This is a genomic window from Rossellomorea sp. FM04394 (assembly GCF_041889765.1).
Lineage (GTDB): Bacteria > Bacillota > Bacilli > Bacillales > Bacillaceae_B > Rossellomorea > Rossellomorea aquimaris_B.
On record NZ_CP168654.1, the window covers coordinates 1295613 to 1319719 of the forward strand.

General features: G+C 42.3%; 27 protein-coding genes. 20 read left to right on the forward strand and 7 right to left on the reverse strand.

Annotated features, from left to right (window positions below; all coding sequences use genetic code 11):
- Positions 1-253: 253 nt before the first annotated feature.
- The 12 genes from ACCB35_RS06510 (at position 254) to ACCB35_RS06565 (ending at position 10100) form a co-directional block, all read left to right on the forward strand.
- Positions 254-2149 carry a PrkA family serine protein kinase gene (locus ACCB35_RS06510; RefSeq protein WP_044337899.1) on the forward strand — a complete coding sequence of 632 codons (1896 nt, stop codon included), beginning with the start codon at positions 254-256 and terminating at the stop codon, positions 2147-2149.
- Positions 2150-2248: 99 nt separating this feature from the next.
- A complete protein-coding gene (locus ACCB35_RS06515) occupies positions 2249-2431 on the forward strand; it encodes a hypothetical protein (protein ID WP_374056251.1) in 183 nt (60 codons plus the stop codon).
- Positions 2432-2509: 78 nt separating this feature from the next.
- Entirely contained in the window at positions 2510-2683 is a 174-nt protein-coding gene (locus ACCB35_RS06520; protein ID WP_156142333.1) for a hypothetical protein, read from the forward strand.
- Positions 2684-2970: 287 nt separating this feature from the next.
- On the forward strand, positions 2971-4131 hold the full coding sequence (gene yhbH / locus ACCB35_RS06525; protein WP_044338062.1) for a sporulation protein YhbH: 1161 nt from the start codon (positions 2971-2973) through the stop codon (positions 4129-4131).
- A gap of 141 nt (positions 4132-4272) precedes the next feature.
- Entirely contained in the window at positions 4273-4764 is a 492-nt protein-coding gene (locus tag ACCB35_RS06530) for an STAS domain-containing protein (protein ID WP_374056252.1), read from the forward strand.
- A gap of 110 nt (positions 4765-4874) precedes the next feature.
- Entirely contained in the window at positions 4875-5591 is a 717-nt protein-coding gene (locus tag ACCB35_RS06535) for a DUF421 domain-containing protein (RefSeq protein ID WP_374056253.1), read from the forward strand.
- A 60-nt stretch (positions 5592-5651) separates the two neighbouring features.
- The gene (locus ACCB35_RS06540; protein ID WP_374056254.1) at positions 5652-6389 is read left to right on the forward strand and encodes an alpha/beta hydrolase; all 738 of its coding nucleotides are present in this window, start codon (positions 5652-5654) and stop codon (positions 6387-6389) included.
- Between the two features lie 118 nt (positions 6390-6507).
- Positions 6508-6828 (forward strand): YciI family protein, encoded by a 321-nt coding sequence (locus ACCB35_RS06545; RefSeq protein ID WP_374056255.1) that lies wholly within the window; start codon positions 6508-6510, stop codon positions 6826-6828.
- Between the two features lie 11 nt (positions 6829-6839).
- Positions 6840-7862 (forward strand): phosphotransferase enzyme family protein, encoded by a 1023-nt coding sequence (locus ACCB35_RS06550; RefSeq protein ID WP_374056256.1) that lies wholly within the window; start codon positions 6840-6842, stop codon positions 7860-7862.
- A 318-nt stretch (positions 7863-8180) separates the two neighbouring features.
- Positions 8181-8987: a pyrroline-5-carboxylate reductase gene (gene proC / locus ACCB35_RS06555; protein WP_374056257.1), complete on the forward strand. Its 807-nt coding sequence runs from the start codon at positions 8181-8183 to the stop codon at positions 8985-8987.
- A gap of 71 nt (positions 8988-9058) precedes the next feature.
- Positions 9059-9484, forward strand: coding sequence for a MarR family winged helix-turn-helix transcriptional regulator (locus ACCB35_RS06560; RefSeq protein ID WP_253275475.1), 426 nt, complete (start codon positions 9059-9061; stop codon positions 9482-9484).
- Positions 9485-9560: 76 nt separating this feature from the next.
- A complete protein-coding gene (locus ACCB35_RS06565; RefSeq protein WP_374056258.1) occupies positions 9561-10100 on the forward strand; it encodes an NAD(P)H-dependent oxidoreductase in 540 nt (179 codons plus the stop codon).
- A 172-nt stretch (positions 10101-10272) separates the two neighbouring features.
- On the opposite strand, the gene ACCB35_RS06570 is transcribed toward ACCB35_RS06565, so the two are convergent.
- The 3 genes from ACCB35_RS06570 to ACCB35_RS06580 all read right to left on the reverse strand — a co-directional run bounded on the left by ACCB35_RS06570 (position 10273) and on the right by ACCB35_RS06580 (position 12404).
- Positions 10273-10926 carry an SIMPL domain-containing protein gene (locus ACCB35_RS06570; RefSeq protein WP_374056259.1) on the reverse strand — a complete coding sequence of 218 codons (654 nt, stop codon included), beginning with the start codon at positions 10924-10926 and terminating at the stop codon, positions 10273-10275.
- Positions 10927-10934: 8 nt separating this feature from the next.
- Positions 10935-11366: a hypothetical protein gene (locus tag ACCB35_RS06575; RefSeq protein ID WP_044337892.1), complete on the reverse strand. Its 432-nt coding sequence runs from the start codon at positions 11364-11366 to the stop codon at positions 10935-10937.
- An 87-nt stretch (positions 11367-11453) separates the two neighbouring features.
- On the reverse strand, positions 11454-12404 hold the full coding sequence (locus tag ACCB35_RS06580; RefSeq protein WP_374056260.1) for an L-lactate dehydrogenase: 951 nt from the start codon (positions 12402-12404) through the stop codon (positions 11454-11456).
- Positions 12405-12711: 307 nt separating this feature from the next.
- Between ACCB35_RS06580 and ACCB35_RS06585 the strand changes: the two genes are divergently transcribed.
- The 3 genes from ACCB35_RS06585 to ACCB35_RS06595 are packed head-to-tail and all read left to right on the forward strand — an operon-like array spanning position 12712 to position 14404.
- Positions 12712-13248 carry a GNAT family N-acetyltransferase gene (locus ACCB35_RS06585; protein ID WP_374056261.1) on the forward strand — a complete coding sequence of 179 codons (537 nt, stop codon included), beginning with the start codon at positions 12712-12714 and terminating at the stop codon, positions 13246-13248.
- Positions 13249-13263: 15 nt separating this feature from the next.
- Positions 13264-13749: a tetratricopeptide repeat protein gene (locus ACCB35_RS06590; RefSeq protein ID WP_374056262.1), complete on the forward strand. Its 486-nt coding sequence runs from the start codon at positions 13264-13266 to the stop codon at positions 13747-13749.
- A gap of 52 nt (positions 13750-13801) precedes the next feature.
- The gene (locus tag ACCB35_RS06595; protein WP_374056263.1) at positions 13802-14404 is read left to right on the forward strand and encodes a histidine phosphatase family protein; all 603 of its coding nucleotides are present in this window, start codon (positions 13802-13804) and stop codon (positions 14402-14404) included.
- Positions 14405-14430: 26 nt separating this feature from the next.
- Here ACCB35_RS06595 and ACCB35_RS06600 read toward each other — a convergent pair whose 3' ends face one another.
- Positions 14431-15732, reverse strand: a complete 1302-nt coding sequence (locus ACCB35_RS06600) for an NCS2 family permease (protein WP_374056264.1) — start codon at positions 15730-15732, stop codon at positions 14431-14433.
- A 243-nt stretch (positions 15733-15975) separates the two neighbouring features.
- Here ACCB35_RS06600 and ACCB35_RS06605 point away from each other — a divergent pair, with 243 nt between their 5' ends.
- Positions 15976-17619: a M20/M25/M40 family metallo-hydrolase gene (locus tag ACCB35_RS06605; RefSeq protein ID WP_374056265.1), complete on the forward strand. Its 1644-nt coding sequence runs from the start codon at positions 15976-15978 to the stop codon at positions 17617-17619.
- 73 nt (positions 17620-17692) lie between these two features.
- On the opposite strand, the gene ACCB35_RS06610 is transcribed toward ACCB35_RS06605, so the two are convergent.
- Positions 17693-17881, reverse strand: a complete 189-nt coding sequence (locus tag ACCB35_RS06610; RefSeq protein ID WP_374056266.1) for a hypothetical protein — start codon at positions 17879-17881, stop codon at positions 17693-17695.
- 192 nt (positions 17882-18073) lie between these two features.
- Here ACCB35_RS06610 and cydD point away from each other — a divergent pair, with 192 nt between their 5' ends.
- Together cydD and cydC are read left to right on the forward strand one after the other, a co-directional pair.
- On the forward strand, positions 18074-19804 hold the full coding sequence (gene cydD, locus ACCB35_RS06615) for a thiol reductant ABC exporter subunit CydD (RefSeq protein WP_374056267.1): 1731 nt from the start codon (positions 18074-18076) through the stop codon (positions 19802-19804).
- Positions 19805-21523: a thiol reductant ABC exporter subunit CydC gene (gene cydC, locus ACCB35_RS06620; protein ID WP_374056268.1), complete on the forward strand. Its 1719-nt coding sequence runs from the start codon at positions 19805-19807 to the stop codon at positions 21521-21523.
- Between the two features lie 46 nt (positions 21524-21569).
- Here the strand turns inward: cydC and ACCB35_RS06625 are convergent, their stop codons facing one another.
- The gene (locus tag ACCB35_RS06625; RefSeq protein ID WP_374056269.1) at positions 21570-22181 is read right to left on the reverse strand and encodes a nitroreductase family protein; all 612 of its coding nucleotides are present in this window, start codon (positions 22179-22181) and stop codon (positions 21570-21572) included.
- Positions 22182-22325: 144 nt separating this feature from the next.
- Here ACCB35_RS06625 and ACCB35_RS06630 point away from each other — a divergent pair, with 144 nt between their 5' ends.
- Positions 22326-22640, forward strand: a complete 315-nt coding sequence (locus tag ACCB35_RS06630) for a winged helix-turn-helix transcriptional regulator (RefSeq protein ID WP_374056270.1) — start codon at positions 22326-22328, stop codon at positions 22638-22640.
- Between the two features lie 23 nt (positions 22641-22663).
- On the opposite strand, the gene ACCB35_RS06635 is transcribed toward ACCB35_RS06630, so the two are convergent.
- Entirely contained in the window at positions 22664-22807 is a 144-nt protein-coding gene (locus ACCB35_RS06635) for a hypothetical protein (RefSeq protein WP_374056271.1), read from the reverse strand.
- A 160-nt stretch (positions 22808-22967) separates the two neighbouring features.
- Here ACCB35_RS06635 and ACCB35_RS06640 point away from each other — a divergent pair, with 160 nt between their 5' ends.
- Entirely contained in the window at positions 22968-23927 is a 960-nt protein-coding gene (locus ACCB35_RS06640; protein WP_374056272.1) for a LacI family DNA-binding transcriptional regulator, read from the forward strand.
- Positions 23928-24107 lie beyond the last annotated feature (180 nt).

Here is a 24107-nt window from a genome sequence, read left to right on the forward strand (position 1 = left end):
ACTTATTCCACAGTCTGTCTTTAGTATAGCCTATTTTTTATTTGATGTGAATGAAATCAGTCATTTTTTTACTGAAACGATGGCAGCTTGATGAATTGAAAATGGAAACCTTTTTATTCCACAGGCAGGCCCTATTGTTTGCCATGAATATCGGACCTTTGTCTGTAATAAATATATCTTGTTAACATGTTCAGTTGACCAAGCGCATACAGTATATTAATCGTCTCTCATTAAGCGACAGGGGGAGGTCCTTATGGATATTTTAAAAAAAATCGAACATTACCGAGAAGAAGAAGAGAAACTGAAATGGGAAGGGACGTTTGCTCAGTATTTAGACCTGCTGAAAGAGAAGCCTTGGGTTGGGCAATCCGCTCATTCAAGAGTCTTTAATATGATTAAGGATGCCGGGGTTGAGGAGGTCGAGGGGAAACGAAAGTATAAGTTCTTCAGCAATCAATTATTTGGCTTAGAAGAGGCGCTGGAAAGACTCGTTGAAGAATACTTTCATCCTGCTGCGAAGCGATTAGATGTCAGAAAGAGAATCTTGTTATTGATGGGGCCAGTCAGTGGAGGGAAATCAACCCTTGTTTCCATGCTTAAACGCGGGTTGGAGCAGTATTCCAGGACTGAAAGAGGAGGCGTCTTTTCAATCAAAGGCTGTCCGATGCATGAAGATCCATTGCATTTGATTCCTCAACATTTACGTGAAGATTTTTACAACGAATATGGCATTCGAATTGAAGGGAATCTCTCTCCGTTAAATACAATGCGTTTGGAGAAAGAATATCATGGCCGCATAGAAGACGTCCAGGTTGAAAGAGTCTTTTTCTCTGAGGATAAACGTGTCGGAATCGGTACGTTCAGTCCATCTGATCCAAAGTCACAGGATATCGCCGATTTAACGGGAAGTATCGACTTCTCCACTATTGCTGAATTTGGTTCTGAATCAGATCCACGGGCTTACCGATTTGATGGTGAATTAAATAAAGCAAACCGAGGATTGATGGAATTCCAGGAAATGCTGAAGTGTGATGAAAAATTCTTATGGCATTTATTATCCCTTACTCAGGAAGGGAACTTCAAGGCAGGGCGGTTTGCACTGATTTCGGCTGATGAGCTGATTGTGGCCCATACGAATGAAACGGAGTATCGATCCTTCATTTCCAATAAGAAGAATGAAGCCTTACACTCCCGTATCATCGTCATGCCTGTCCCATATAACCTGAAGGTCACCCAGGAAGAGAAAATATATGAGAAAATGATTAACGAAAGTGATGTGTCAAACGTCCATGTCGCTCCTCATACGTTAAGGGTCGCGGCGATGTTCACGATTCTGACTCGTCTGAAAGAACCAAAACGCGGTGACATTGATCTGATCAAGAAAATGCGCTTGTACGACGGTGAAAATGTCGAAGGTTTTAACTCTGCTGATGTGGATGAAATGAAGAAGGAGTACCAGGATGAAGGGATGAGTGGAATCGATCCGCGTTATGTCATTAACCGTATCTCATCTACGATCATCCGAAAAGAGATACCGACCATTAACGCATTAGACGTTCTCCGTGCCCTGAAAGAAGGACTGGATCAGCATCCATCCATTACGAATGAACTTCGTGATAAGTATTTGAACTTTATCTCCCTTGCCCGTAAAGAATACGATGATATTGCCAAGAAAGAAGTTCAGAAAGCATTCGTGTATTCATATGAGGAGTCCGCGAAGACGCTTATGGATAACTATCTTGATAACGTTGAAGCATACTGCAATAAGGCAAAGCTTCATGATCCGTTAACCGGTGAAGAAATCAATCCGGATGAAAAGCTGATGCGTTCGATCGAGGAACAAATCGGTATTTCGGAAAATGCGAAGAAAGCATTCCGTGAAGAAATCCTTATCCGTATTTCTGCTTATGCCCGTAAAGGGAAGCGATTCGACTACAATTCACATGATCGTCTGAGAGAAGCCATTCAGAAGAAGCTATTTGCTGACTTGAAGGATGTAGTGAAAATCACGACATCATCGAAAACGCCAGACGAACAGCAGCTGAAGAAAGTCAACGAAGTGGTTGCCCGCCTCATCGATGAACATGGCTACAACTCAACATCTGCAAATGAATTACTCCGCTATGTGGGCAGCCTGTTGAATCGTTAATAGAAGTGAAATCGGGAGGTGCCTAACACACCTCCCGATTTTTCTATGTGGTTTATTTTTTCTCGTAAAGGGAAAAGTAGTAGCCAAGAGGTGAAAGTTATGAGCAAAAACAAACATGAACTTGATAGAAACTATGAACCTGAAAATGGCTCCATGGCATCTGATATGGAAGAAATGGAGCAGCTGGGAAAGCAAATGGACAAGCTAAGAACAAATGAAGAGCTAAAAGAGGACAAAAAGCAGCCAGATCCCGTTCAATATAAAGAAAAAGACAAGGAATAGTTGACGGAAAACTCTGAATATAATAGTCTATAGATAGAGAGCTGGGCCCATTACCTTAAATGAAAGTGGGTGGAGAGGATGTCTTCTAAACCTCATCGTCGAGAAGAAGCAGAACCTCTTAACGGAAGCATGGCCTCCAATATGGAGGAAGTCATTAAATTAGGGAAGCAAATGGATAAATTACGTTCCAGTGGCGAATTAAAGATACACAATCGAGTATCAGACCCGGCTCAATATGAAGAAGAAGCTTAATCAGGTGTTTCTGCCTGGTTATTTTTTTTTGCCTGAACGCGCCTTTTAGTCATTTCTATAGAACGATCAATGACTTCCACACAACCTGTCAGAAAAATAGGCTTGTCCAATCAAAAAAGAACGTTTAATTGTCGAAATTATTTGTAAATTTATCAATACTTCTGCATAGGATAGAGTAATCCCCGTTTCACTTCATGGGATATATGCAGTTTAGACAGTCAACATAGTGTATGCAGGAGAATGAAGAAATGTGAAAAAACTTTAAGGAGGGGAATTATTTGAGTCAAATGGATAATCATCAGTTTGTCATTTCCAAGGAAGATTGGGCCCTCCACCGCAAAGGTCACGATGATCAACAAAGACATCAAGAGAAGGTACAGGATGCGATTCGAAATAACTTACCTGATTTGATTACGGAAGAAAACATTGTCATGTCCAATGGTCGAGACGTCGTCAAGATCCCGATTCGTTCTTTAGATGAATATAAAATTCGTTACAACTATGATAAGAATAAACATGTCGGGCAGGGAGACGGTGAGAGTCAGGTAGGTGACGTCATTGCAAGAGACGGCTCACCACAGCAGCAGGGTCCTGGAAAAGGTCAAGGGGCCGGAGATAAAGCCGGTGAAGATTACTATGAAGCAGAAGTGTCGATGCTGGAGATTGAAGAAGCCTTATTTAGCCAATTGGAACTTCCGAACCTAAAGAAGAAGGAGCAAGATGTTCAAACCGTCGAGCACATTGAATTCAACGATATCCGCAAAACAGGCCTAATGGGGAATATAGATAAAAAGAAAACGATGATGTCTGCCTTTAAGAGGAATGCCATGAAAGGAGCACCAAGCTTTCATCCGATCTATACAGAAGACTTGAAATTCAGAACATGGAATGAAGTGTTGAAACCTGAATCCAAAGCCGTCGTATTGGCCATGATGGATACGAGTGGAAGTATGGGAGTATGGGAGAAATATATGGCACGAAGCTTTTTCTTCTGGATGACCCGCTTCTTACGCACTAAATATGAAACCGTTGAAATTGAATTCATCGCACATCATACCGAAGCCAAAGTGGTGTCAGAAGAGCATTTCTTCTCCAAAGGGGAAAGCGGAGGAACCATCTGTTCATCAGCTTATCGTAAAGCGTTGGAACTCATCGATGGAAAGTACACACCGAGCCGCTACAACATCTATCCGTTCCACTTCTCTGATGGAGATAATCTAACGTCTGATAACGTGAGATGTGTCAAGCTTGTAGAAGAATTAATGAAAGTATCCAGCATGTTTGGATACGGGGAAGTAAATCAGTATAACCGTCATTCCACTCTCATGTCAGCCTACAAGAACATTAAAAACGACGATTTCCGTTACTATATTCTCAAACAAAAAGCCGATGTGTTCCACGCAATGAAAAGTTTCTTCCACAAGGAACAGGACAAAGCATTCGCATGAGAAAACCAGCCGATGAGGCTGGTTTTTCATTGTCATCTACTTCTCTGCTTACATATTAAAAAATTAGGCTATTCTGTATGCAAAATGCTAGAATAGAGAAAGGCACTTTTAAAAAACATTCTATAAGTGGTGAGGTTTATCATGATAACTGAAGGTCAAGAAACTCAACTATTAAAGCAGGAAATTAAAGAATTGAAAGAACAGCTTGCTCAATCAGAGCAGCTAATCATGGAGATCTCTGCCCCCATCATCCCATCCATCATCCCGGAAACGATTTTGATCCCAATTACGGGCAGACTGAGCCCAGAGCGGTTTGAAAAAATCATTTCAAAAATATTGGATGTATCGTATGGAGAGGATATTAACACAATCATTGTAGACTTCTCAGCCATATCAGAAAAAGAAATCGGCGAAATTGACATCTTCGGTACTTACATCCATAATATGAAAAAAACTGTCGGCTTAATGGGGATCGAAACCCTCTTTGTCGGATTTACCCCGTCTCTGACTCAAGTGATAATCAATTCAGGTGTAAGGGAGCTTCACAGTATCAAAAGCTTCTTGACATTCCGTACAGCTTTGCAGTACTTAATGAGGGAAAAGAACCTTACATTTCAAAAGATAAATGAGTAAAAGAACCAGCCTAAACGGTTGGTTCTTTTTTATAATTGGAAAAAGCCTTCATGATTGATGTGTGATAGGGAAAGCTATCCTTAACTGACACATAAAGGATTTGAGTTGCGTTGGTAGATATTAAAGACTTAGGTATCGTTGCATTAAGGATCTTTACAATTCTTCCATTTATGATTTTTGTCACATTATATATGGGAAAGCGATCGATTGGGGAATTGCCGGTATTTGATTTTTTAGTGGTACTCGTATTCGGTTCTGTCGTAGGAGCTGATATAGCGGATCCTGACATTAATCATATCCATACGATCGTGGCAATGATTCTGATTGGTATACTACAAAAAATCTTGACCAAAATGAAAATTTCCTCGCGAAAAATGGGAAAACTTCTTTCCTTTGAACCTACTGTTGTGATTGAAAACGGTCAGATTCTTAAAAAAGAATTAAAGAAAACCGGTTATACGATTGATAATATCTTGATGCTCCTTCGGGAAAAAGAAGTTTTTTTACTGGAAGATGTGCAAATAGGAATCATTGAGCCGAACGGAAGTTTATCGATTCATAAGATGCCTTTAAAGCAAACAGTTACAGCTGAAGACGCAGGAATCATGAAGCGCACGAGCCTTGCATACCCCCTTATTGTAGATGGAGTACTGCATACCAGCGTTTTAGATAAATTAAACGTGGAGGAAAAGTGGGTATGGGTCGAAATAGAAAAAGCGGGTTTCACTTCAATCGATGAGGTATTCTATGCCTCCATCAATGCAAGGAAAGAAATCCATATTGTGAAAACACCTGATATTCATACCTATCCTGATTTCTTTAACTGAGCATTCATAAAAGAAAAGATCAGGTTAGAGGAGTATACTAGAAGAAAAAAGGTGATGCCTGTGCAAAAGCTACTCAAATGGACTGTATTTGTTCTCCTGGCGTTTTTAGTAGTAGGTGGCCTCGGATTTTATGTTTGGTCAGAACAGACGTATTCAGCTACAGAAGAGGTAATGAAGACAATCAGAATCAAAGAGGATCCATTGATTCAAGAAAAAAACGACTGGCTTATTTTTGATAGCCGAGAGCCCAACGGCAAAGGGCTCATTTTATATCCAGGAGCAAAGGTGGAAGTCGAGGCCTACGGGTATTTAGGTAAGTCGCTTTCTGAGAAGGGATATACCGTCGTCATTCCAAGAATGCCCCTTCATATCGCTTTTCTTGGTGTTGATGAGTCTGAGAGGATTATAAACCATTTTGATGAAAAGCTTGATTGGTATGTGTCAGGTCACTCATTAGGTGGCGTTGCAGCTGCTTCATACGCGTATGATCATCAGGATGTGGTAAAAGGGGTCATTTTTCTGGCTTCCTATCCAGCAAACTCTGCGGATTTTTCCTCTAGTGATGTTCCTTTCCTCAGCATCTTTGCCGAAAATGATGGGCTTACAACAGGGAAGGATATTGAAGAAAGTAAAAAGTTATTGCCACCATCAACAGTTTTCCACGAAATTGAAGGGGGAAATCATGCCGGCTTCGGAATGTATGGTCCCCAAAAAGGAGATGGGGAAGCGAATATTTCCTCTTGGGATCAGCAGGATGAAATCATATGGACGATGGATGAATGGATGAGGAAGCATTGATTCCATTTATTATTATGAAAGCTGTTGAGCACGCCTCAACAGCTTTTTTTACATGTCAAGATAGAGGAATCCTGTTAGGGAAGGTAGTATATATAGAAAAGAGGGAGGTTCGATACAGATGGAATTTATCTATGTTTTAAAGCTCATCCCGCGCTTACATGAGGAACTAAATTGGACAACCGGGGATGAGAGGATTGTTAAACGTCATTTTGAGAGGCTGAAGGAGCTTACGGACTCCGGAGAGGTGATCCTTGCCGGCAGAACTTTAAATGAAGAAGAAAATGCATTTGGAATTGTTATTTTCGAAGCGGAAGATGCGGAAAAAGCCAGAGCTTTCATGCAGGAAGATCCCACCGTGAAAGAGGGGATCATGACAGCAGAACTGTATCCGTATCGAGTGGCTCTCCTGAGAAAAGAATCCAATACTTTAGTAGAGTAGGAGAAGGTTCGATGGAAAAATGGATTGAAGAACTTTTTACAGAAGGGGTATTGGCGGAAGCAGCCTCACGATATGGCTGTAACACTGCCAAAACGAAGAAACTCGGAGAATTTGAAAATTATGTGTATGAGGTGCATAAGGGAGACACCCCTTATATCCTCCGCCTCACTCACTGCTCTCATCGTTCAGAAAGAGAAGTGAAAGCAGAACTGAAGTGGATTAACTACCTACATAAACACGGAGTGAATGTATCATTAGTCAATCATTCTGATAATGGAAAGCTCGTAGAAGTGATCAAAGCAGAAGACACGTATTTCTATGTGTGTTTGTTTGATAAGGCCCCAGGCAGTCCGGTTAAAATAAATGACCCATTGTTCGATGAGGAACTTTTCTACAAATGGGGGAAAGTCACCGGACATATGCATCGGGTGACAAAAGGATATGTCCAGGGTGAAAATCGCCGTGACCGCTGGGAAGAGGATGACGTGTTGAATTATGAGAAGTATTTATCTCCTGTGAAAGATGAGTACATCATTGAAAAAGGTGAGATAAATAAAAAAACGATCAAAAGCTATGAGGAAACGAAAGATACCTTTGGACTGATTCACTCAGACATCCATCCAGGGAACTTTTTTTATCATGAGGGTACTATTCATGTGTTTGACTTTGATGATAGTACACAGTTCTTTTTTATAAGTGACATCGCCATTCCACTTTACTACTCCGTATGGTGGAAGTTTCGTAACGAGAACTTAGATATCCGCAGTGAATTTGGCAGAAAGTTTCTCTTTTCATTTTTAAAAGGATATTTGACAGAGTGTGATTTAGAAGAAGAGTGGGTGGGCCGAATCCCTCATTTCCTGCTACTCAGGGATTTAACACTGTATTCTGTTTTCCATAAAAAGTGGGATCTTGAGAATTTATCGGAGGTCGAAGAGTCGCTTCTTTCTCAGGTCAGGGACAGATTGCTCAAAGATGAACCAATCGTCGATCTGGACTACGGTGAAATTCTTGAAAAAGCGAGAGCAAAATGATTTGGGCCCTCCTTATTACAGGTGTGATCATCGGATTATTAGTCCGACTTATGAGGAGGACTTTTAAGAATGGGTATGGTATGTCTGAGGATTTATTTGATCAGCCTGTGTATGTGAAGACATGCAATCATTGTCACAGGAAGATTCCAAAGAATTATCAAAAATCTCTTTGTCCCCATTGCGGGAAGCTGGTGGAATGATGGAAAGGTTTGAAGGATTTCTCCTTTGAGCCTTTTTAAATGCCGTTCATTTTATATGTGGAGATAAATTTGGTATGATGCTAAAGACTGTTTACATACAAACTGAAGAGGTGGAAAAATGGATAAAACCATTGGATTTATAGGGTGTGGAAATATGGCACAAGCGATCATGGGTGGAATATTGCAGTCCGGTTTAGTTGATAAACGTTCGGTCAAAGCAAGTGCTAGAACCGAAGAGACGCTGGAAAAAGTAGCAGACGAATTTGGAGTAGGTGTTACGAGTGATAATAAAAGCGTAGCAGCCTTTTCAGACATTGTGTTTTTATCAGTGAAACCTGACCAATATCAAAGCATTATCGAATCGATAAAGGATTCCTTGAAAGAGGATGCCATCGTCATTACCATTGCAGCGGGAATCACGATTGAATGGATGGAGAATCAGCTTTCTAAATCGATGAAAATCGTCCGGACCATGCCTAATACACCGTCTCTTGTCGGGGAAGGCATGACAGCCTATTGTGTGAATGATGAAGTAAAAGAAGTGGATCTCCAAGCTGTGCGAGCTATTTTAGAAAGCTTCGGAAAGGCTGAGAAAGTGGAAGAAGGCTTGATGAATGCCATTCCTGCTGTTAGCGGATCATCTCCTGCCTATGTATTTATGTTTATAGAAGCACTCGCTGATGGAGCCGTTCTCGAGGGCATCCCGAGAAATCTAGCCTACCAGCTGGCATCACAGGCTGTACTTGGAGCGGCGAAAATGGTCCTGGAAACCGGCACTCATCCAGGGGAACTGAAGGATGCCGTTTGTTCACCGGGCGGAGCAACGATAGAAGCAGTGTCAGCTCTGGAGAAAAATAATTTTAAAGGAGCCATTTTAACGGCAATGGAAGCATGCAGCCGTAAATCGAATTCCCTGGGTGAGTAGAGTGGAAACCATTGACAAATACTCATGACTGATGTAGTTTGTACATACAAACATAAACGGAGGTCGAGGAAGTGGAAGATCAATTCTGTAACTGTCTCTATTTCTCTGCCAATCACTTGGCAAGAATGATGAACAAGATGGCGGAGGAAGAGTTTGCTCCAATCGGTTTGTCTCCCACTTATGCATTTTTGTTGATGACCTTAAAGGATAAAGACGGTTTAACACAAAAAGAGCTTAGTGGAGCTTTAAATATCGCTCCTTCAACAAGTACCCGATTTGTAGATAAATTAGAAATGAAGGGACTTGTTACACGAAAAAACAAGGGAAAGCTAGCAATCATTGCCCTGACGGATAAAGGCTATAGCATGCAGGATGACATTTCTCAGTGCTGGAAGAACCTGTTTAAACGCTATGCTGAAATCATGGGTGAGGAACAGGCTCGGAAGCTGACGCGAGATGTGAACGAAGCAAATTCGATATTGGAAAATAAAAAATAAAATTTTTTTAACTATATATTTGTATGTACAAACAAACGATGATATTATTTGTACATACAAATAAGGAGTGATTGAATTGAAAACACTAGTTTTAGTAGGACATCCAGATTTAAAAGAATCAAGAATGAACAAATCCTGGTCAGAACGTTTGGAAAAGGAAGAGAACGTTACTGTGCATTACTTATATAAAGAATATCCGAACATGAACATTGATGTTAAGAGAGAACAAAATCTTTTATTAGAATTTGACCGAATCGTCTTCCAATTTCCATTCTTCTGGTACAGCACACCGGCGATGTTAAAAGAATGGCAGGATAAGGTGTTAGAATATGGATGGGCTTATGGGGCAGAGGGGACGAAGCTTCACGGAAAAGAATTCTTAGTCGTGACTTCAACCGGTGGTCCGGGCGGAGCTTACCGATCAGGAGGCTTTAATCACTACTCAATGAGTGAACTGCTGAAACCACTACAGGCTACTGCCAACTTAACGGGAATGACTTTCTTGCCTGCTTATGTAGAGCATGGGGTTCGAATGATGAGTGACGATGAAGTGGTTGTGTCTGCTGAAAAAGTTGCAGCACATGTGGTGAATCCTGAGTTGAAGTTTGGTCGATAGGATAGGGAGAGCTCATTCGTTTTGGGGATGGGCTCTTTACTATTTTCATGGGGGAAGAGGTTTTTGATACATAAAAGAAGAACCCTTCTTATAAAACACAAAGCCTGAAGGTCCGTCCACCTTCACTTTATTCAAACTGCCAAAGCAGTGATCTGCTTTGGCAGTTTATTGTTTAGCTGCTGTGAAATTCTACTGTCAGGATGGCTGTGACGGCAATTTGTCCTGGTTGGACGGCTGTACTTTCTTCAGCGGCTTTCACAAACCCGGTGGTCATAAAGGGGGTGACGATTGGGCTTGATTGCTCTGTGATGGACTTTGGGTGGGGATTGAGCTGCTGCCCCGATTGGCTGGATAGTGTGAGTGCTTTTTGATAGGCCTTTTGATAAGCGATAGCAAGGGCCTGTTGATAGGATTCGATGGGATTTGAATTGACAAATGAAATGTTTTCTACACGATTCGCACCGCTCTTTATAGCATCATCAATAATTGTCCCGACTTTTTCAATGTCCTGAATGGTAATGCGGAATACTTGGCGAACCTCATATCCTGAGAAAATCTGCTTCCCGTCCTCATAGTTGTACTGTGGGAACACTTGATAGGTGGAGGTTTGGATATCCTTTTGTGACACTCCATTGTTTAACAGGGATTGAATGACTTTACTCGATTGTTGCTGGTTCTGGCTTTGGGCCGTTTCAAGCTCTTCATCTTTAGTGACAACGCCGATAGAGACAATGGCTTGATCAGGATCTACATAAAGTGTATGCTCACCTGTTACAGTAATCGTCCCTTTGGTGTTGCCGGTCCTATAGTATGGATATGAATACATGCGCAGTCCTACACGCACGTAAAGGATTCAATTTTATCCAAGTCGATACCGAAGTAAACCCATGTGAATCCGATCCATCTCCATCCGGCAATGGAACGGCGTCCGACAAAGACAGGATAGAACCAGAAAGCATCTCTTCTTAACCAAATATAAGTGTACCTGAATAAACATCTCCTGATGGCACCTGGATCTACTGCAAAGACACTAGGTCCACCTTGGGTTCCTTGCATCACCGTTTTTTGCGGTTGGAAGTTCGGTGGTGGTCCGGGTGGTGGTTGATTTTGTCCGCCTGCAGGTGGTGGAGAGCTCGGGGCGCCTTGTCCTCCACCAGGAAAACCGGGAAAGCCGCCACCTGAACCTTGGCCACCTCCAGGGAAACCGGGAAAGCCTCCTCCTCCTCCGCCAGGAAAACCAGGGAATAATTGTCTGTGATCGTACATAGAAGAACCTCCTCATAAAGAATTCTCTTTATCTTATGAGGAGGTTGGGTGGGCGTGCGTGTCTATTAAGTTAGCTAAGGGAATGAATCAAGTCTCCATCGCTTTTTTCATCACATGTTTGAGTGTTTCGGCTGAGTGAGAGAATTGAGCTTTTTCTTTATCATTTAATGGAAGCTCGACGACTTTCCTGATGCCCTCACGATTAATAATCGCAGGAACACCGATGTAGATATCGTCTTGATGATACTCCCCTTCAAGGAGGGCGGAAACGGTTAAAATGCTATTTTCATTGTTAAAGACCGCTTTGGTAATCCTGGCAAGGCCCATGGCAATGCCATAATAGGTTGCGCCTTTCCGTTCAATGATGTGATAGGCTGCGTCCCTAACATTGATGAATATGTCATCGAGCTGTTTCTGCACGTCATCCCTGTGGAGGTCAATTAACTCACTTAGATGACTTGCTCCTACAGTTGTGTGGCTCCAAACGGGAAATTCCGTGTCGCCGTGCTCTCCCATAATATAGGCGTGAATATTCCGTGTATCAATATCAAAGTGCTCTCCTACTAAGTAACGAAGTCTGGCTGTGTCGAGAATCGTTCCTGATCCGATGACTCTTTCTTTCGGCAGGCCGGAAAATTTCCACGTTGCATACGTTAAGATGTCGACTGGATTCGTCGCCACAAGGAAAATGCCGTTGAATCCACTATCCATGACAGAGTCTACAATATTTTTGAAGATTTTCACGTTCTTTTCCACCAGGTCCAGACGGGTTTCGCCAGGCTGCTGATTCGCTCCTGCAGTAATCACGACCAGGTCAGCATCCTTACAATCACTGTAATCTCCTGCAGATATTTTCATAGGGGAAGCGAAAGCAAGACCATGGTTTAAATCACGTGCGTCTCCGTCAGCTTTCTCCTTATTCAAATCAATCATTACAAGTTCATGTGCGATTCCTTGATTTAGGAGAGCAAAGGCATAACTTGAACCTACAAATCCTGTACCGATTAAAGCTACTTTGTTTGTGCATTTGATTGTCATACGTCATCACCTATTCATCAGTTTTTTGTTAGTATGATTCATAGCAATGTTAAGTTTTTAAAGAATGAAATGAGAGTTGAAAGATATTTGGTCAGTACATTGTGAAGTAATTCACAACCAAATCATAACATGAAACACATTGATATTCTACTCTGAAATATAGCATAACATACTTAATTGTGAATTAATTCACAATATTGTCAAATACAAAGACTTACCCAGGTGACTTGTCCCTCAAAGAAAAAAGGGTTTTTTCTGATGTGTGATGAATGTATAGAGGAAGATGAGAGTTATGGGAGGTGTGTGTATGAATGTCAGGAGTGGGGACTTATTTATCCGTCCTTTAGTGGAGGGGGATAAATACACGTTGGCAAGGTGGTTGCAGGATCCCGAAGTACTGGAGTTTTATGAAGGGAGGGACCGCCCCTTCACCCTTCAGCTGGTGGAGGAGAAATTCCTTGAAGAAAGGGACGTCTCAGGTTGTCTGGTTGAGTTTAAGGGGAATGAAATCGGGTATCTCCAGTATTACCAGCTCGATGAAGAAACAATGATCCGGTATGGTTACTCGAATTTAGATGAAGTGATCTACGGTACGGATCAATTCATCGGAGAAGCGACATATTGGAACCGGGGAATAGGGACGCAACTCATTCGAACTGTAGTAGAGTACTTGCTCAAGAAAGAGGGGGTCCACCGCCTTGTGGTGGATCCTATGACCTGGAACACCAGGGCAATCCGATGCTATGAGAAATGTGGATACTGTAAAGCGAGAATACTGCGGGAGCATGAGCTTCATGAAGGGGAACATCATGATTCCTGGCTGATGGAGTTCATTCCCGAATAAATGGGAGACTTTAAGATGAATAGAAAAATAGAAGAAGCCATTGCATTGAGAGAGTCGGGAGAATGCGCAGCTTCCATTGAAAGGTGGAAGCGATTGATTCAGGGAGACCCAGATAATGGTTTTCTGCATTACCAATGTGCATGGACCCATGACAAAATGGGACTCGAAAGCAAAGCCGTTCCTTATTACGAGAATTCGATTCAAATGGGACTGGATGATAAAGATTTACAAGGCGCCTATCTTGGATTGGGTAGTACATATCGGACATTGGGCGAGTATGAAAAAAGTAAATCCGTGTTCGAGAAAGGAATCCGACGATTCCCTGAAAATAAAGCGATGACGGTCTTTTATGCCATGACCCTCTACAATTTGAACAAACACAGTCAAGCAATGGAGCTGCTGCTCAACTGCATTGGAGAATCATCACAAGATCCCACCATTGAACCTTATAAAAAGGCGATAACATTTTATGCCGGCCAATTGGACGTGGTGTGGAAATAAGGGTAGCTGTTTGCATGACAGCTCTTTTTTTTGTGGCAAGAAGGAGGAGTGAATGAAATTGGCAATAACACAACTGTATCTGGTGAGGCATGCTCACTCGGAATACACCCCCGACGAATTAACCAGGCCCCTATCTGAGAGGGGAAAGGTGGATGCTAAGCATGTAACGGAACTATTAAAGAAGGAAAAGATTGATGCAGTATGTTCCAGTCCGTACAAAAGAGCCGTGGAAACCGTTGAAGGAATAGCCCGGCACATAGGTCAAGAGATCAAGATTTATGAAGAGGTGAGGGAACGGACTCTATCAAGTAAACTCGTGAAGAACTTTGATGAGGCAATTTCATTGCTGTGGGAGGATCCTGCTTTTTCCTTAGAAGGTGGAGAGTCGAATCTCACCGCTCAAAAAAGAGGCGTACAAGGGATATTTAAGATCATTGAAGAATATAATGGGAAAAACGTTGTGATTGGAACACACGGTAATATCATGGTTCTGATCATGAGTTACTTTGATCCTCAATATGATATCAGCTTTTGGAGAAAGCTTGAAATGCTGGATATATATTGTCTAACTTTTGATGATGATAATGTAAAGATCGTGAAGAGAATATGGACACAATCAGCTGAATTGACCGCGCAAAAAGACCGTTCATTATGAACGGTCTTTCGAGTATCTATATCGGGTTAATGAGGCAGGAATGCCAGCTGATAGAAGAACAGGACGGCAAAGATATACACGAGTGGGTGTACCTGCTTCCATTGTCCTTTTACTACTTTTAATAAAGGATAAGAAATGAATCCCAGTGCGATCCCAGTTGCGATGCTTGATGTTAACGGCATGCTGAGAATGATTAAGAATGCAGGGAAGGCTTCATCTAACTGATCCCATTTAATATGAGAAATGCTCCCCATCATTAAGCTTCCCACGATGATAAGGGCAGGGGCAGTAATGGCTGAAATTCCTGATACGGCACTGACAAGAGGACCGAAGAATGCAGCAGCGATGAACAACACAGAAACGGTTAATGTTGTTAATCCTGTCCTTCCTCCAGCCGAAACACCGGCTGAAGATTCAATATAAGCGGACGTAGGGCTTGTACCAAACATCGCTCCGACAGTCGTTGCAATGGAATCCGCGAGTAGTGCTTCACGTGCTCTTGGCATTGTGTTGCCCTTCATAAGACCTGCTTGTTGAGCCACTCCGATCATCGTTCCCGTTGTATCGAAGATGGTTACAAGTAAGAATGAGAACACAACGGCATACAATCCGTATTGAAAGACGTCTGCAAATGCTGTAAGAGGATTTGCTACGATCAGTCCTTCCGGGAGATGGGGAAGAGCCACAAACCCTTCTTTAAATGCTAATTCCCCTGTGAAGAATGCAACGAGTCCAGTGACAATCATTCCGATAAATAAAGCTCCATGGACACGTAACACCATGAGGATGAGTGTTACAGCCAACCCGATTAACGCTAAGATCGCCGAGGATGAATGCAGATCCCCAAGCTGTACCAGATTTGTAGGGTGAGCCTGGATAAGGCCGGTCAATCGTAATCCAATAAAAGCAATAAATAAACCGATTCCTGCTGTTATACCGTGCTTTAGATTTTGAGGAATGGCTTCGATTAATTTTTTTCTGAACGGTGTTAAAGAGAGAATGATAAAGATGATCCCTGCTACAAAAACGGCAGAAAACGCAACGATATAAGAAATATCATCATTCGCACCGACTACTGAGTACGTAAAGTAAGCATTCAATCCCATCCCTGGTGCGATGGCGATCGGGTAGTTTGCGAACAAGGCCATCCATAACGTTCCGGCTACGGCTGAAATAATGGTTGCTAAGAAGACTTGGTCAAATGGGACACCTGCATCAGCCAAAATAATGGGATTCACAACGACGATGTAAACCATCGTTAAAAATGTTGTAATGCCTGCCAGTATTTCAGTTTTAGGATCAGTGCCGTGTTCCTTCAATTTAAACATGGTAATACCTCCAATAAAAACGAACATTAAAAACACGCAACTTCTATAATATTCGGTAATAGGTTGGATTTCAATAGGAAAAACCGAAATTTTTTTAAGAAATTATATTGAAACCCCTTCCAAACCCCTTTTGTTTTCGATAAGATGTTATCAATTATAGAAGAATCAGTCTCTATAATGCCCAGGCAATAAACGATTTACCAAGAAAAAGTGACATCTCTTACGGAAAGGAGCGGTACTAACGTGTATACACAATTGAAAAACAAATCAATCTCTGAGCAGATTGAACTGATCACACGATCCTTAGTCGCTCTGAAAAGCTATAACGGAACAACAGGCGAACGTGAAAAAGCCCAGTATATATATGAAATGATTTCCTCATTTCCTTATTTTCAGGAGCATCCTGATCGAGTCTGGCTTCAAGAAGTCCCGAACGATCCGACAGGGAGGAAAAACGTGTTTGCCCTTGTGGAAGGAACGTCCTCGAAAACTGTATTATTCCATGCCCACTATGATACGGTGGGGACGGATGATTATGGGGCACTTCAAGATATGGCTCATGATCCCGACTTTCTTCAGAAATTCTTTATGGATTATGAAGGAGAGGAAAAGGTAAGGGATGATGCACTATCTGGAAATTGGCTATTTGGAAGAGGGGCTTTGGATATGCAGAGCGGGATTGCCGTCCACATTGCCAACCTTTTACACCATACGGAGCAAGCAACCCCAGATGGGAATTTACTCTTCCTATTTAATGGTGACGAAGAAAGTGAACATGCCGGAATGATTACTGCTTTAAGTGATCTCTATCGTTTAAAGAAAGAGGGCTTTGATTATTTGGCAGCGATCAATACGGATTTCATCTCTCCGATCTATGACGGGGACTGTAAACGATATATTTACACGGGTGCTGCAGGAAAGCTTCTGCCAAGCTTTTATATATATGGAAGAGAGGCGCATGTAGGGGATGTGCTGACATCCATCGATCCAACTGTGATCGCTTCCAAAATCAATCTAGAAATCAATCAGAACTTAGATTATCTGGAGGATATACCAGGTGAATTCACCCTTCCGCCATCTTGCTTGTATTTCAAGGATGATAAGCATACGTATAATGTCCAAACCCCTCTTAGCGCCTCTCTATACTTCAACTATTTTGTATACGAGAGAACCGCACGGGAAGTGCTCTACGATATGAAGAAGGCAGCATTAAAGGCAGTAAATGAACTGGAAGAACGGAGTAAAAAACAGTTTGAAGAGTATCGGAGCTATCATGGCTTCCCTGAAAGGGAGTTTTCCTGGGAAGTAGAAGTGTTGACGTTACGGGAGTATATCTTCTGGCTGAAGGAAAGAGGCATCGATCCGGATCCTGTCATGAAAAAGATCTTTCATGATATGGAGGGAGAAGATAGAAGAACAATTGCATATACCATGGTGGAGGCCTTGCAGCATCTGGATCCCGATCGAACACCCAGGGTGATCATCTTTTTCGCACCTCCATTTTTGCCTCACAACTTTGTGAATGAAGAAAATGAGTATGGCAAAAAGGTACGGGAAGTATTGGGGACATGTTTAAACGATATAGCAAATGAAACCGGTGAAGAATTCGTCATCAAACGGTTTTTCCCTTATCTCGCAGATGGCAGTTTTCTCTCTCTTCATGAAGAAGACGAGGATATCGAGGTCTTTAAAAAGAACCTGCCACTGATCGATCATTTGTATCCTGTCCCTATCGAAATGATCCGCAAGCTGAACATCCCTTCTATTAATATAGGAGTATATGGAAAGGATGGGCATCAGTGGACAGAGAGAGTGTATAAACCTTACACATTCTCTGTACTGCCGGAAATCATCCAGCGGGTGACGAAGGATTTATTGAAGATATGATGTGCCGGGAAAAACAGAACAAAAAGAGAGGTCATTCGCTTAGCGAACGGCCTCTCTTTTTTAATTGGCTATTTTACAATTTTTGTAGATTGGCTGAATTAATTAAGAGAACGGCTGGATTAATGATGGTTTCCGCCGGATTATCCAGAAAACCGGCCGGATTATTGATGATTTCGGCTGGATTCGATAGGACATCAATGAAGTACCGGACCATGATCGCCACAAATCCATTGAAAAAGTTGATTTCAAATGAAGTATCCATATTTCCTATGAATCGATCAGACTTCTATTTTAAAATATCCCCTCACGCCGCATTCAGATCTACCTGTATTCTTAAATTGTCATAAAAAGGTCAATCCTAAAAGATGCAAGAAGGGACCAAGTTTACTATAATAGAGATATTAATTTGTGAAATATTTCACTAACTTTTTAACTTTTGGAGTTGAGATAAGTTATGAAAGAGCTTAATCAAATGGCTAAACAGCAGAAATCATCCATGATGACGCTTTACGGAACGTCCCTTATGATGGGAGGAGTCGTGATTGGACAAGCTTATTTGCTGGTCAGCATTGTAGATGAAATGTTTATAGAGGGAGCTCTGTTTCAAGACATCCTCCCAATGCTTGGTGCTTTGCTCCTTATTCTAGTGGGAAGGGCAGCACTTTCTTATGTGAACGGACGAACAGGAATCAAGATGGCTTCGAAGGTAAAGAGTGATTTGAGAAAACGGCTATTAATTAAGTGGGCAAAAAATCCACTTCAAGCATCCATTCAAGGTCAGTCGGGACAAAAGGTCAGTACGATGATGGATGCAGTCGATGGTTTGGACGGGTATTACAGTCAGTATGTACCTCAAAGAATTCAAACGACGATTGTCCCGTTGATTCTTTTAATGACTATTTTTACTGAGCATGTGTATACGGGTCTGATCATGGTGATTACAGCTCCGTTCATTCCTTTGTTTATGGCGATTATCGGAGTCATGACAAAGAATAAATCCGAGAAGCAAATGGATAGGCTGACGGCTTTTTCGGGACGATTTCTCGATACCCTGCAAGGATTGACTACCTTGAAGCTACTTGGGAGAGGGAAGCAACAAAAAGAGGGGATACGTTCTGCCAGCCTTGACTTTCGTGAAGCCACGATGGAAGTGTTAAAGACTGCCTTCTTATCTTCCTTGATGTTAGAGTTTATCTCCATGTTAAGCATTGGATTGATTGCCCTGGAAGTGGGGCTTCGATTAGTCGTCTTCGAAAGTATTTCATTCTTCACAGCATTCTTTGTTCTCGTTCTTGCACCAGAGTTCTATCTTTCATTAAAAGAGCTGGGGCATGCCTTTCATACCGGGCGCGGGAGCATGGGAGCCGGTAAGAAGGTCTTTGAAGAGCTTGAAGAGAAGGATCAACCAGTAAAATGGGGAGAGAAGAAGTTTGAAAAGAGTGGGACTCCTCCAACAATTACCCTATGTAACGCAGGGTTTTCCTACGGGGATAAGGGATTTAATCTTCGAGGAATTACGGCTGCTTTTCCTTCCTGCAGCCAAGTGGCGATCGTCGGTCAAAGTGGAGCAGGAAAAACTACGCTCCTTCACCTTTTATCAGGTCTTCTGAACCCCTCTGAGGGAGACATTTTGATTGATGGACTTTCGAGAAGTGATTATGGGGAGAGAGACTGGTTTGATCAACTAAGTTATATCTCACAGAATCCTTACTTATTCTCGGGCACGATTGCCGAAAATATTGCCGTTGGCGGACGAAAGGGTGTCACCCTGGAAGAGATCGAATACGCTGCTGAAAAAGCAGGAATCTCACAAATGATTGCAGGTCTCGATAAAGGATATGAGACCCCGATTGGTGAAGCAGGAAGAGGGCTTTCTGGTGGAGAAAAACAGCGTATGGCCATAGCCAGGGCTTTTCTCAAAAAGCCGGCTCTAATTCTCTTCGACGAACCGACAACGGGATTGGATCTTCAAACGGAGAGGATACTGCAATCATCCATACAGGAATTATCAAAGAATTCAACAGTGATTACAGTAGCTCACCGTCTTCATACAATTCGTGAAGCGGATCAAATTTTGTTTTTAGAAAATGGGAGATTAGCGGGCATAGGAAATCATGAGGAATTAATGAAGTCTACTTCTCACTATCGTGATATGGTGACTGTACAGCAAGGAGTGAAACGTTAGATGAAAGAGTTAGGGTTTGTCGTAAGGCTGATGATGAAGGAAAAGAAGGATATTGTGTATTCTATTCTTTTTGGCTTTTTGGCCGGGTTAACCTCGGTCGGACTATTTGCTTCCAGTGGCTATTTAATTTCTAAAGCGGCCTTGGAGGTACCTCTTTATGCTCTGACGGTAATGATTGCTCTCTTGAAGCTGTTCGGTTTCACGAAGGCATTAAGCCGGTATGCGGAACGTTATTTCTCCCATCGGGCTACGTTCACGATTCTTTCGAACTTGCGGGTTTCCATCTATGAAAAAATCGAGCCGCTGGCGCCGGGGATTTTCGGGCGATATCGAAGTGGAGATCTTCTTTCAAGAATCGTAGGAGACGTAGAGAGCTTACAGAATTTCTTTCTTCGTGTCTTCTATCCACCGATTATCCTGGTGATGGTGTTCTTAAGTACGATCTTGTTTACGATGTTTTATTCTGTTTCTGTTGCATTGATCCTTATTGGGGGGCTTCTGTTGACGGGATTTATGGTCCCGGCCTATTTCGCTTTTAAACAGAGAAAAATAGAAACGACCTTACGGGAAAGACGAGGGGATTTATCCACAGAGGTAACGGAATTTCTTTATGGATTCAGAGATTTGAAAATATATCAAAGACTGGAGGACAAAGAGAAAAGTCTTGTTCAAGCAGCAACAGGATATGTGAGCGAGCAAAAACGGGAGAGCATCTATTCTCTCTATAGTCATTCAACGAACATCCTGGTTTCCCAGCTCATTTCATGGATCGTTTTGGCTTTAGGAGCTTATTCAGTCGGGGCCGGTCAAATGGATGGAATATATCTTGCGATGCTTGTCATGATCTCGTTAACCGTATTCGAAAATGCCACACCAATGGCGATTATGCCTATACACTATGAAGATTCACGAAGAGCGGCAGCCAGACTCTCTTATGTTATTTCCGAAGAACGCATCGAGAGGGACGGACCTTCATTATGCGGGACTCTTGATGGGGATGCTCCGTCATTCAGCATGAAGGATGTCAGCTTTTCCTTCGATGGAGAGGAGAGAAAGACATTGGAAGAGGTGAGTCTTGAGCTGCCTGCAGGCTCGAAAACGGCGATCGTGGGACCTTCGGGATCAGGGAAGTCCACATTGCTTCAATTGTTATTAAACTTTTACTCAACGGATCAGGGATCCATTTTCGTGAATGGTGCTTCAATTAAAGATATCGATAAAGAGTCGTTATGGGAGCATGCCAATGTGGTTCTTCAAGAAAATCATTTCTTCTACGGCACAATGAAGGATAATCTTATGCTGGTGCGTGACGATCTGACAGACGGGGAAATGGAATCGGCACTTGGAATAGTGAAGTTGGATCACTTTTCTTTAGAGGACACCGTATTAGAAAAAGGCGAGAATCTTTCTGGTGGAGAAAAGCAGCGATTAGCGATTGCCAGGGCCCTATTGAAAGGATCACCCTTATGGATGCTCGATGAACCGACATCTTCCGTAGATGCTTTGATGGAGAGAGAGATTTTTAATCATCTTTATACAGAAGCGCAAGGTGATACACTGATCCTGATCAGTCACCGGTTGACAGGTCTTGAGGAAATGGATCAAATCATCGTCATGGATCAAGGAAAGGTTGTGGAGGCAGGAAGGTTTGAAGAGCTAATGCAGGCAAAAGGATACTTCTATGAAATGAAACAGATTGAAAAGAGTGTGCTCTTTTAAAAGATAGAAAAAGCCGCATCCCCTGGGACGCGGCTTTTTCATAGGCTTATTCTGCCCAATCAATTAAGTTACGGATATCTAAGCGATCTGACTTACGTGCTTTTTGAAGCGGTTTCCCAATCGTAATCAGCATGATCGGGATATAACGCTCCGACACATTGAATTCGCTTGCGAGAGCTGCCGGATTGAAGCCGCCAATCGGGCAAGTATCCCAGCCCTTCGCCTTCGCAGCAAGCATGAATTGCATGGCAGCCAGGGAAGCATTACTGAATGCTGCGTCCCGTGGGTATTCGTCACGGCTGTATGCCCCGTTGATTTGTTTCTTCAGAACCTCTTTAATTTCAGCCGTCATTTCCCCTTTTTCAATGGCCGGGTCAAAAACAGGATCGATGTTCTTATTGGCTTCCAAGTCACCAAGTATAGCCACAACGGCAGATGCATCATGTACTTGCTGCTGGTGATAGGCAATCGGAAGTAGTCGTTCTTGAACTTCTTTATGATCGAATACAAGGAATTTCCACTGTTGAAGATTCCAGGCAGAGGGAGCTTTCCCTGCTGTTTCGAGCAGGCTGACTAATTCTTCGCGGGGGATCTCCACTTGAGGGTCGTACACTTTCGTTGAGCGTCGTTCATCGACTACTTGAAAGAAATTATCCATGATAAAGCCTCCTTGATGTTTAAAAAAGTGTTATAATATGGTATATATTTGTACGTTACTTACTTTTTGTAAGTGTATAAGCAATATGAACAATATAACCGACGTTTTATTTTGCGTCAAGGGTTAAAGATTTAGGATGTGTGAATGAAAATGGAAACAAAACTTTGTCCGAAATACGCCTCTGCCTTTGAATTATTAGGGAAGCGCTGGATCGGTATGATTATAAAGGTATTATTTGAAGGAACATGCCGTTTTAAAGATATAAATGAAGAAATACCAAATATCAGTCAAAAGGTGTTGACTGACAGGTTGAAGGAATTGGAGGACCATGGGATAGTGTCCAGGGAAGTTCTCGACGAAAAGCCGGTCAAGGTACTCTATAGCCTGACGAAAAAGGGTAGAGAACTAGAGCAGGTGATGGATGCCGTCCAGGTTTGGGCAGTGAAATGGGTAAAATAAAAGCCTGCTTCATTGAGGGCAGGCTATAGTTTAAGTTTATTGTTGTATATGTGCTCAAATGGATCCTCTTCATCGCGGGGATCATAGAAATGGATGGGCTTTAATGCAACGTAGCTTCCTCCGATGATGATGGCACAGAGAACGGGTAAGTATAAAATACCGAGCATAGTATAGCCTCCTTATCATGTTTTAGGGATTGGAAATGCCATTCTGGCCCCTTTCATGATTAACTCTAAAGTGTGAAACGCGTTTCAGAGCAAGCGTTTTATTTGAGTTTTGTGCACAATCGGTAGGGGCCATTCAGAATATCTAACGAGGGGTATGAGTATGACAAATATTCGCAGTATCGCGAAGCTTGCGGGAGTCTCGGTTTCAACGGTTTCAAGGGTATTAAATGAACACCCTTATGTGAAAGAAGAAAAACGTCAAAAGGTTCTCGAGGCCGTCGAGCAATTAAATTATATAAAAAACGCAAACGCTGTCCATTTATCCAAAGGCAAGACCTATAGTATAGGAGTTGTTTTGCCGTATTTGAACCTACCTTACTTCGGAGAGATTCTTCAAGGAATAGCAGGGGAAGCATTGAAACATGGATACCATCTTCAGCTTTTCCAAACGAATTATGACAGGGGAGCGGAACTTGACGCCTTTCATCGAATGCAAATGAAGGAAGTGGATGGATTGATCCTGACGTCGCGCTCCAATTCACTGGATGTACTTGCCCCATTCATCGGTCCCAATGTGGTTTTTTGTGAAAATGTGTACGATCCCACATATAAAAAGGTGTTCATTAATCACTACGAGGGAATAAGAAATGGACTCAAATACCTTTATTCAAAGGGTCATTCAAGGATCGGCCTGTGCTTGAACAGGACTTTCGGGACGAATAGCGAGGAAAGGATACGGGGGTTCTACGATAGCTCAGAAGCTGCCGGACATCCAGTGCGTGAAGAGTGGATCTTCTATGACTGCTATCATCTTCAAGATGGGAGAGATGTGGTAAAAGCTTGGGAACAGCAGAAAGAAAAACCCTCAGCCCTTATCGTAACGAGTGATCAGGTTTCAGCCGGTATTGTGACAGAGGCTGGTAAAAGAGGAATCAGGATACCAGATGATTTGGCTATACTAAGCTTCGATAATCATCCCATTGCCGATGCAATGGACATTACGTCCTTTGAAGTCCCGATACGAAAAGTGGGAGAAGAATCGTTTAAACTATTTCTTGAAAATGGGAATCCTCAACCGGTGCTACTGGAAACGTCATTATTGGAAAGAGGGACCGTATAAGTTCCTCAAGGGATTAGAGGAGGAGAAAAGGATGCCTGGGAATAAAGATGAACAAATGTTGATCATTTTAATGGGCGTTGTTGCTTTTATTGTGTTGCTTGTTATAGTAGGGAAATATCTTGTTTAGGACTTTTTTGACCTTGTCTTCATAACTCATTTGTTTCTGCCATATGGTAAGAG

What these genes read in the sequence shown, in the direction of transcription:
- ACCB35_RS06510 (WP_044337899.1), top strand. Translation starts at nt 254, where the DNA reads ATGGATATTTTAAAAAAAATCGAACATTACCGAGAAGAAGAAGAGAAA.
- ACCB35_RS06515 (WP_374056251.1), top strand. Translation starts at nt 2,249, where the DNA reads ATGAGCAAAAACAAACATGAACTTGATAGAAACTATGAACCTGAAAAT.
- ACCB35_RS06520 (WP_156142333.1), top strand. Translation starts at nt 2,510, where the DNA reads ATGTCTTCTAAACCTCATCGTCGAGAAGAAGCAGAACCTCTTAACGGA.
- yhbH (WP_044338062.1), top strand. Translation starts at nt 2,971, where the DNA reads ATGGATAATCATCAGTTTGTCATTTCCAAGGAAGATTGGGCCCTCCAC.
- ACCB35_RS06530 (WP_374056252.1), top strand. Translation starts at nt 4,273, where the DNA reads ATGATAACTGAAGGTCAAGAAACTCAACTATTAAAGCAGGAAATTAAA.
- ACCB35_RS06545 (WP_374056255.1), top strand. Translation starts at nt 6,508, where the DNA reads ATGGAATTTATCTATGTTTTAAAGCTCATCCCGCGCTTACATGAGGAA.
- ACCB35_RS06550 (WP_374056256.1), top strand. Translation starts at nt 6,840, where the DNA reads ATGGAAAAATGGATTGAAGAACTTTTTACAGAAGGGGTATTGGCGGAA.
- proC (WP_374056257.1), top strand. Translation starts at nt 8,181, where the DNA reads ATGGATAAAACCATTGGATTTATAGGGTGTGGAAATATGGCACAAGCG.
- ACCB35_RS06570 (WP_374056259.1), bottom strand. Translation starts at nt 10,926, where the DNA reads ATGTATTCATATCCATACTATAGGACCGGCAACACCAAAGGGACGATT.
- ACCB35_RS06575 (WP_044337892.1), bottom strand. Translation starts at nt 11,366, where the DNA reads ATGTACGATCACAGACAATTATTCCCTGGTTTTCCTGGCGGAGGAGGA.
- ACCB35_RS06580 (WP_374056260.1), bottom strand. Translation starts at nt 12,404, where the DNA reads ATGACAATCAAATGCACAAACAAAGTAGCTTTAATCGGTACAGGATTT.
- ACCB35_RS06585 (WP_374056261.1), top strand. Translation starts at nt 12,712, where the DNA reads ATGAATGTCAGGAGTGGGGACTTATTTATCCGTCCTTTAGTGGAGGGG.
- ACCB35_RS06590 (WP_374056262.1), top strand. Translation starts at nt 13,264, where the DNA reads ATGAATAGAAAAATAGAAGAAGCCATTGCATTGAGAGAGTCGGGAGAA.
- ACCB35_RS06595 (WP_374056263.1), top strand. Translation starts at nt 13,802, where the DNA reads ATGAAATTGGCAATAACACAACTGTATCTGGTGAGGCATGCTCACTCG.
- ACCB35_RS06600 (WP_374056264.1), bottom strand. Translation starts at nt 15,732, where the DNA reads ATGTTTAAATTGAAGGAACACGGCACTGATCCTAAAACTGAAATACTG.
- ACCB35_RS06610 (WP_374056266.1), bottom strand. Translation starts at nt 17,881, where the DNA reads ATGGATACTTCATTTGAAATCAACTTTTTCAATGGATTTGTGGCGATC.
- cydD (WP_374056267.1), top strand. Translation starts at nt 18,074, where the DNA reads ATGAAAGAGCTTAATCAAATGGCTAAACAGCAGAAATCATCCATGATG.
- cydC (WP_374056268.1), top strand. Translation starts at nt 19,805, where the DNA reads ATGAAAGAGTTAGGGTTTGTCGTAAGGCTGATGATGAAGGAAAAGAAG.
- ACCB35_RS06625 (WP_374056269.1), bottom strand. Translation starts at nt 22,181, where the DNA reads ATGGATAATTTCTTTCAAGTAGTCGATGAACGACGCTCAACGAAAGTG.
- ACCB35_RS06630 (WP_374056270.1), top strand. Translation starts at nt 22,326, where the DNA reads ATGAAAATGGAAACAAAACTTTGTCCGAAATACGCCTCTGCCTTTGAA.
- ACCB35_RS06635 (WP_374056271.1), bottom strand. Translation starts at nt 22,807, where the DNA reads ATGCTCGGTATTTTATACTTACCCGTTCTCTGTGCCATCATCATCGGA.
- ACCB35_RS06640 (WP_374056272.1), top strand. Translation starts at nt 22,968, where the DNA reads ATGACAAATATTCGCAGTATCGCGAAGCTTGCGGGAGTCTCGGTTTCA.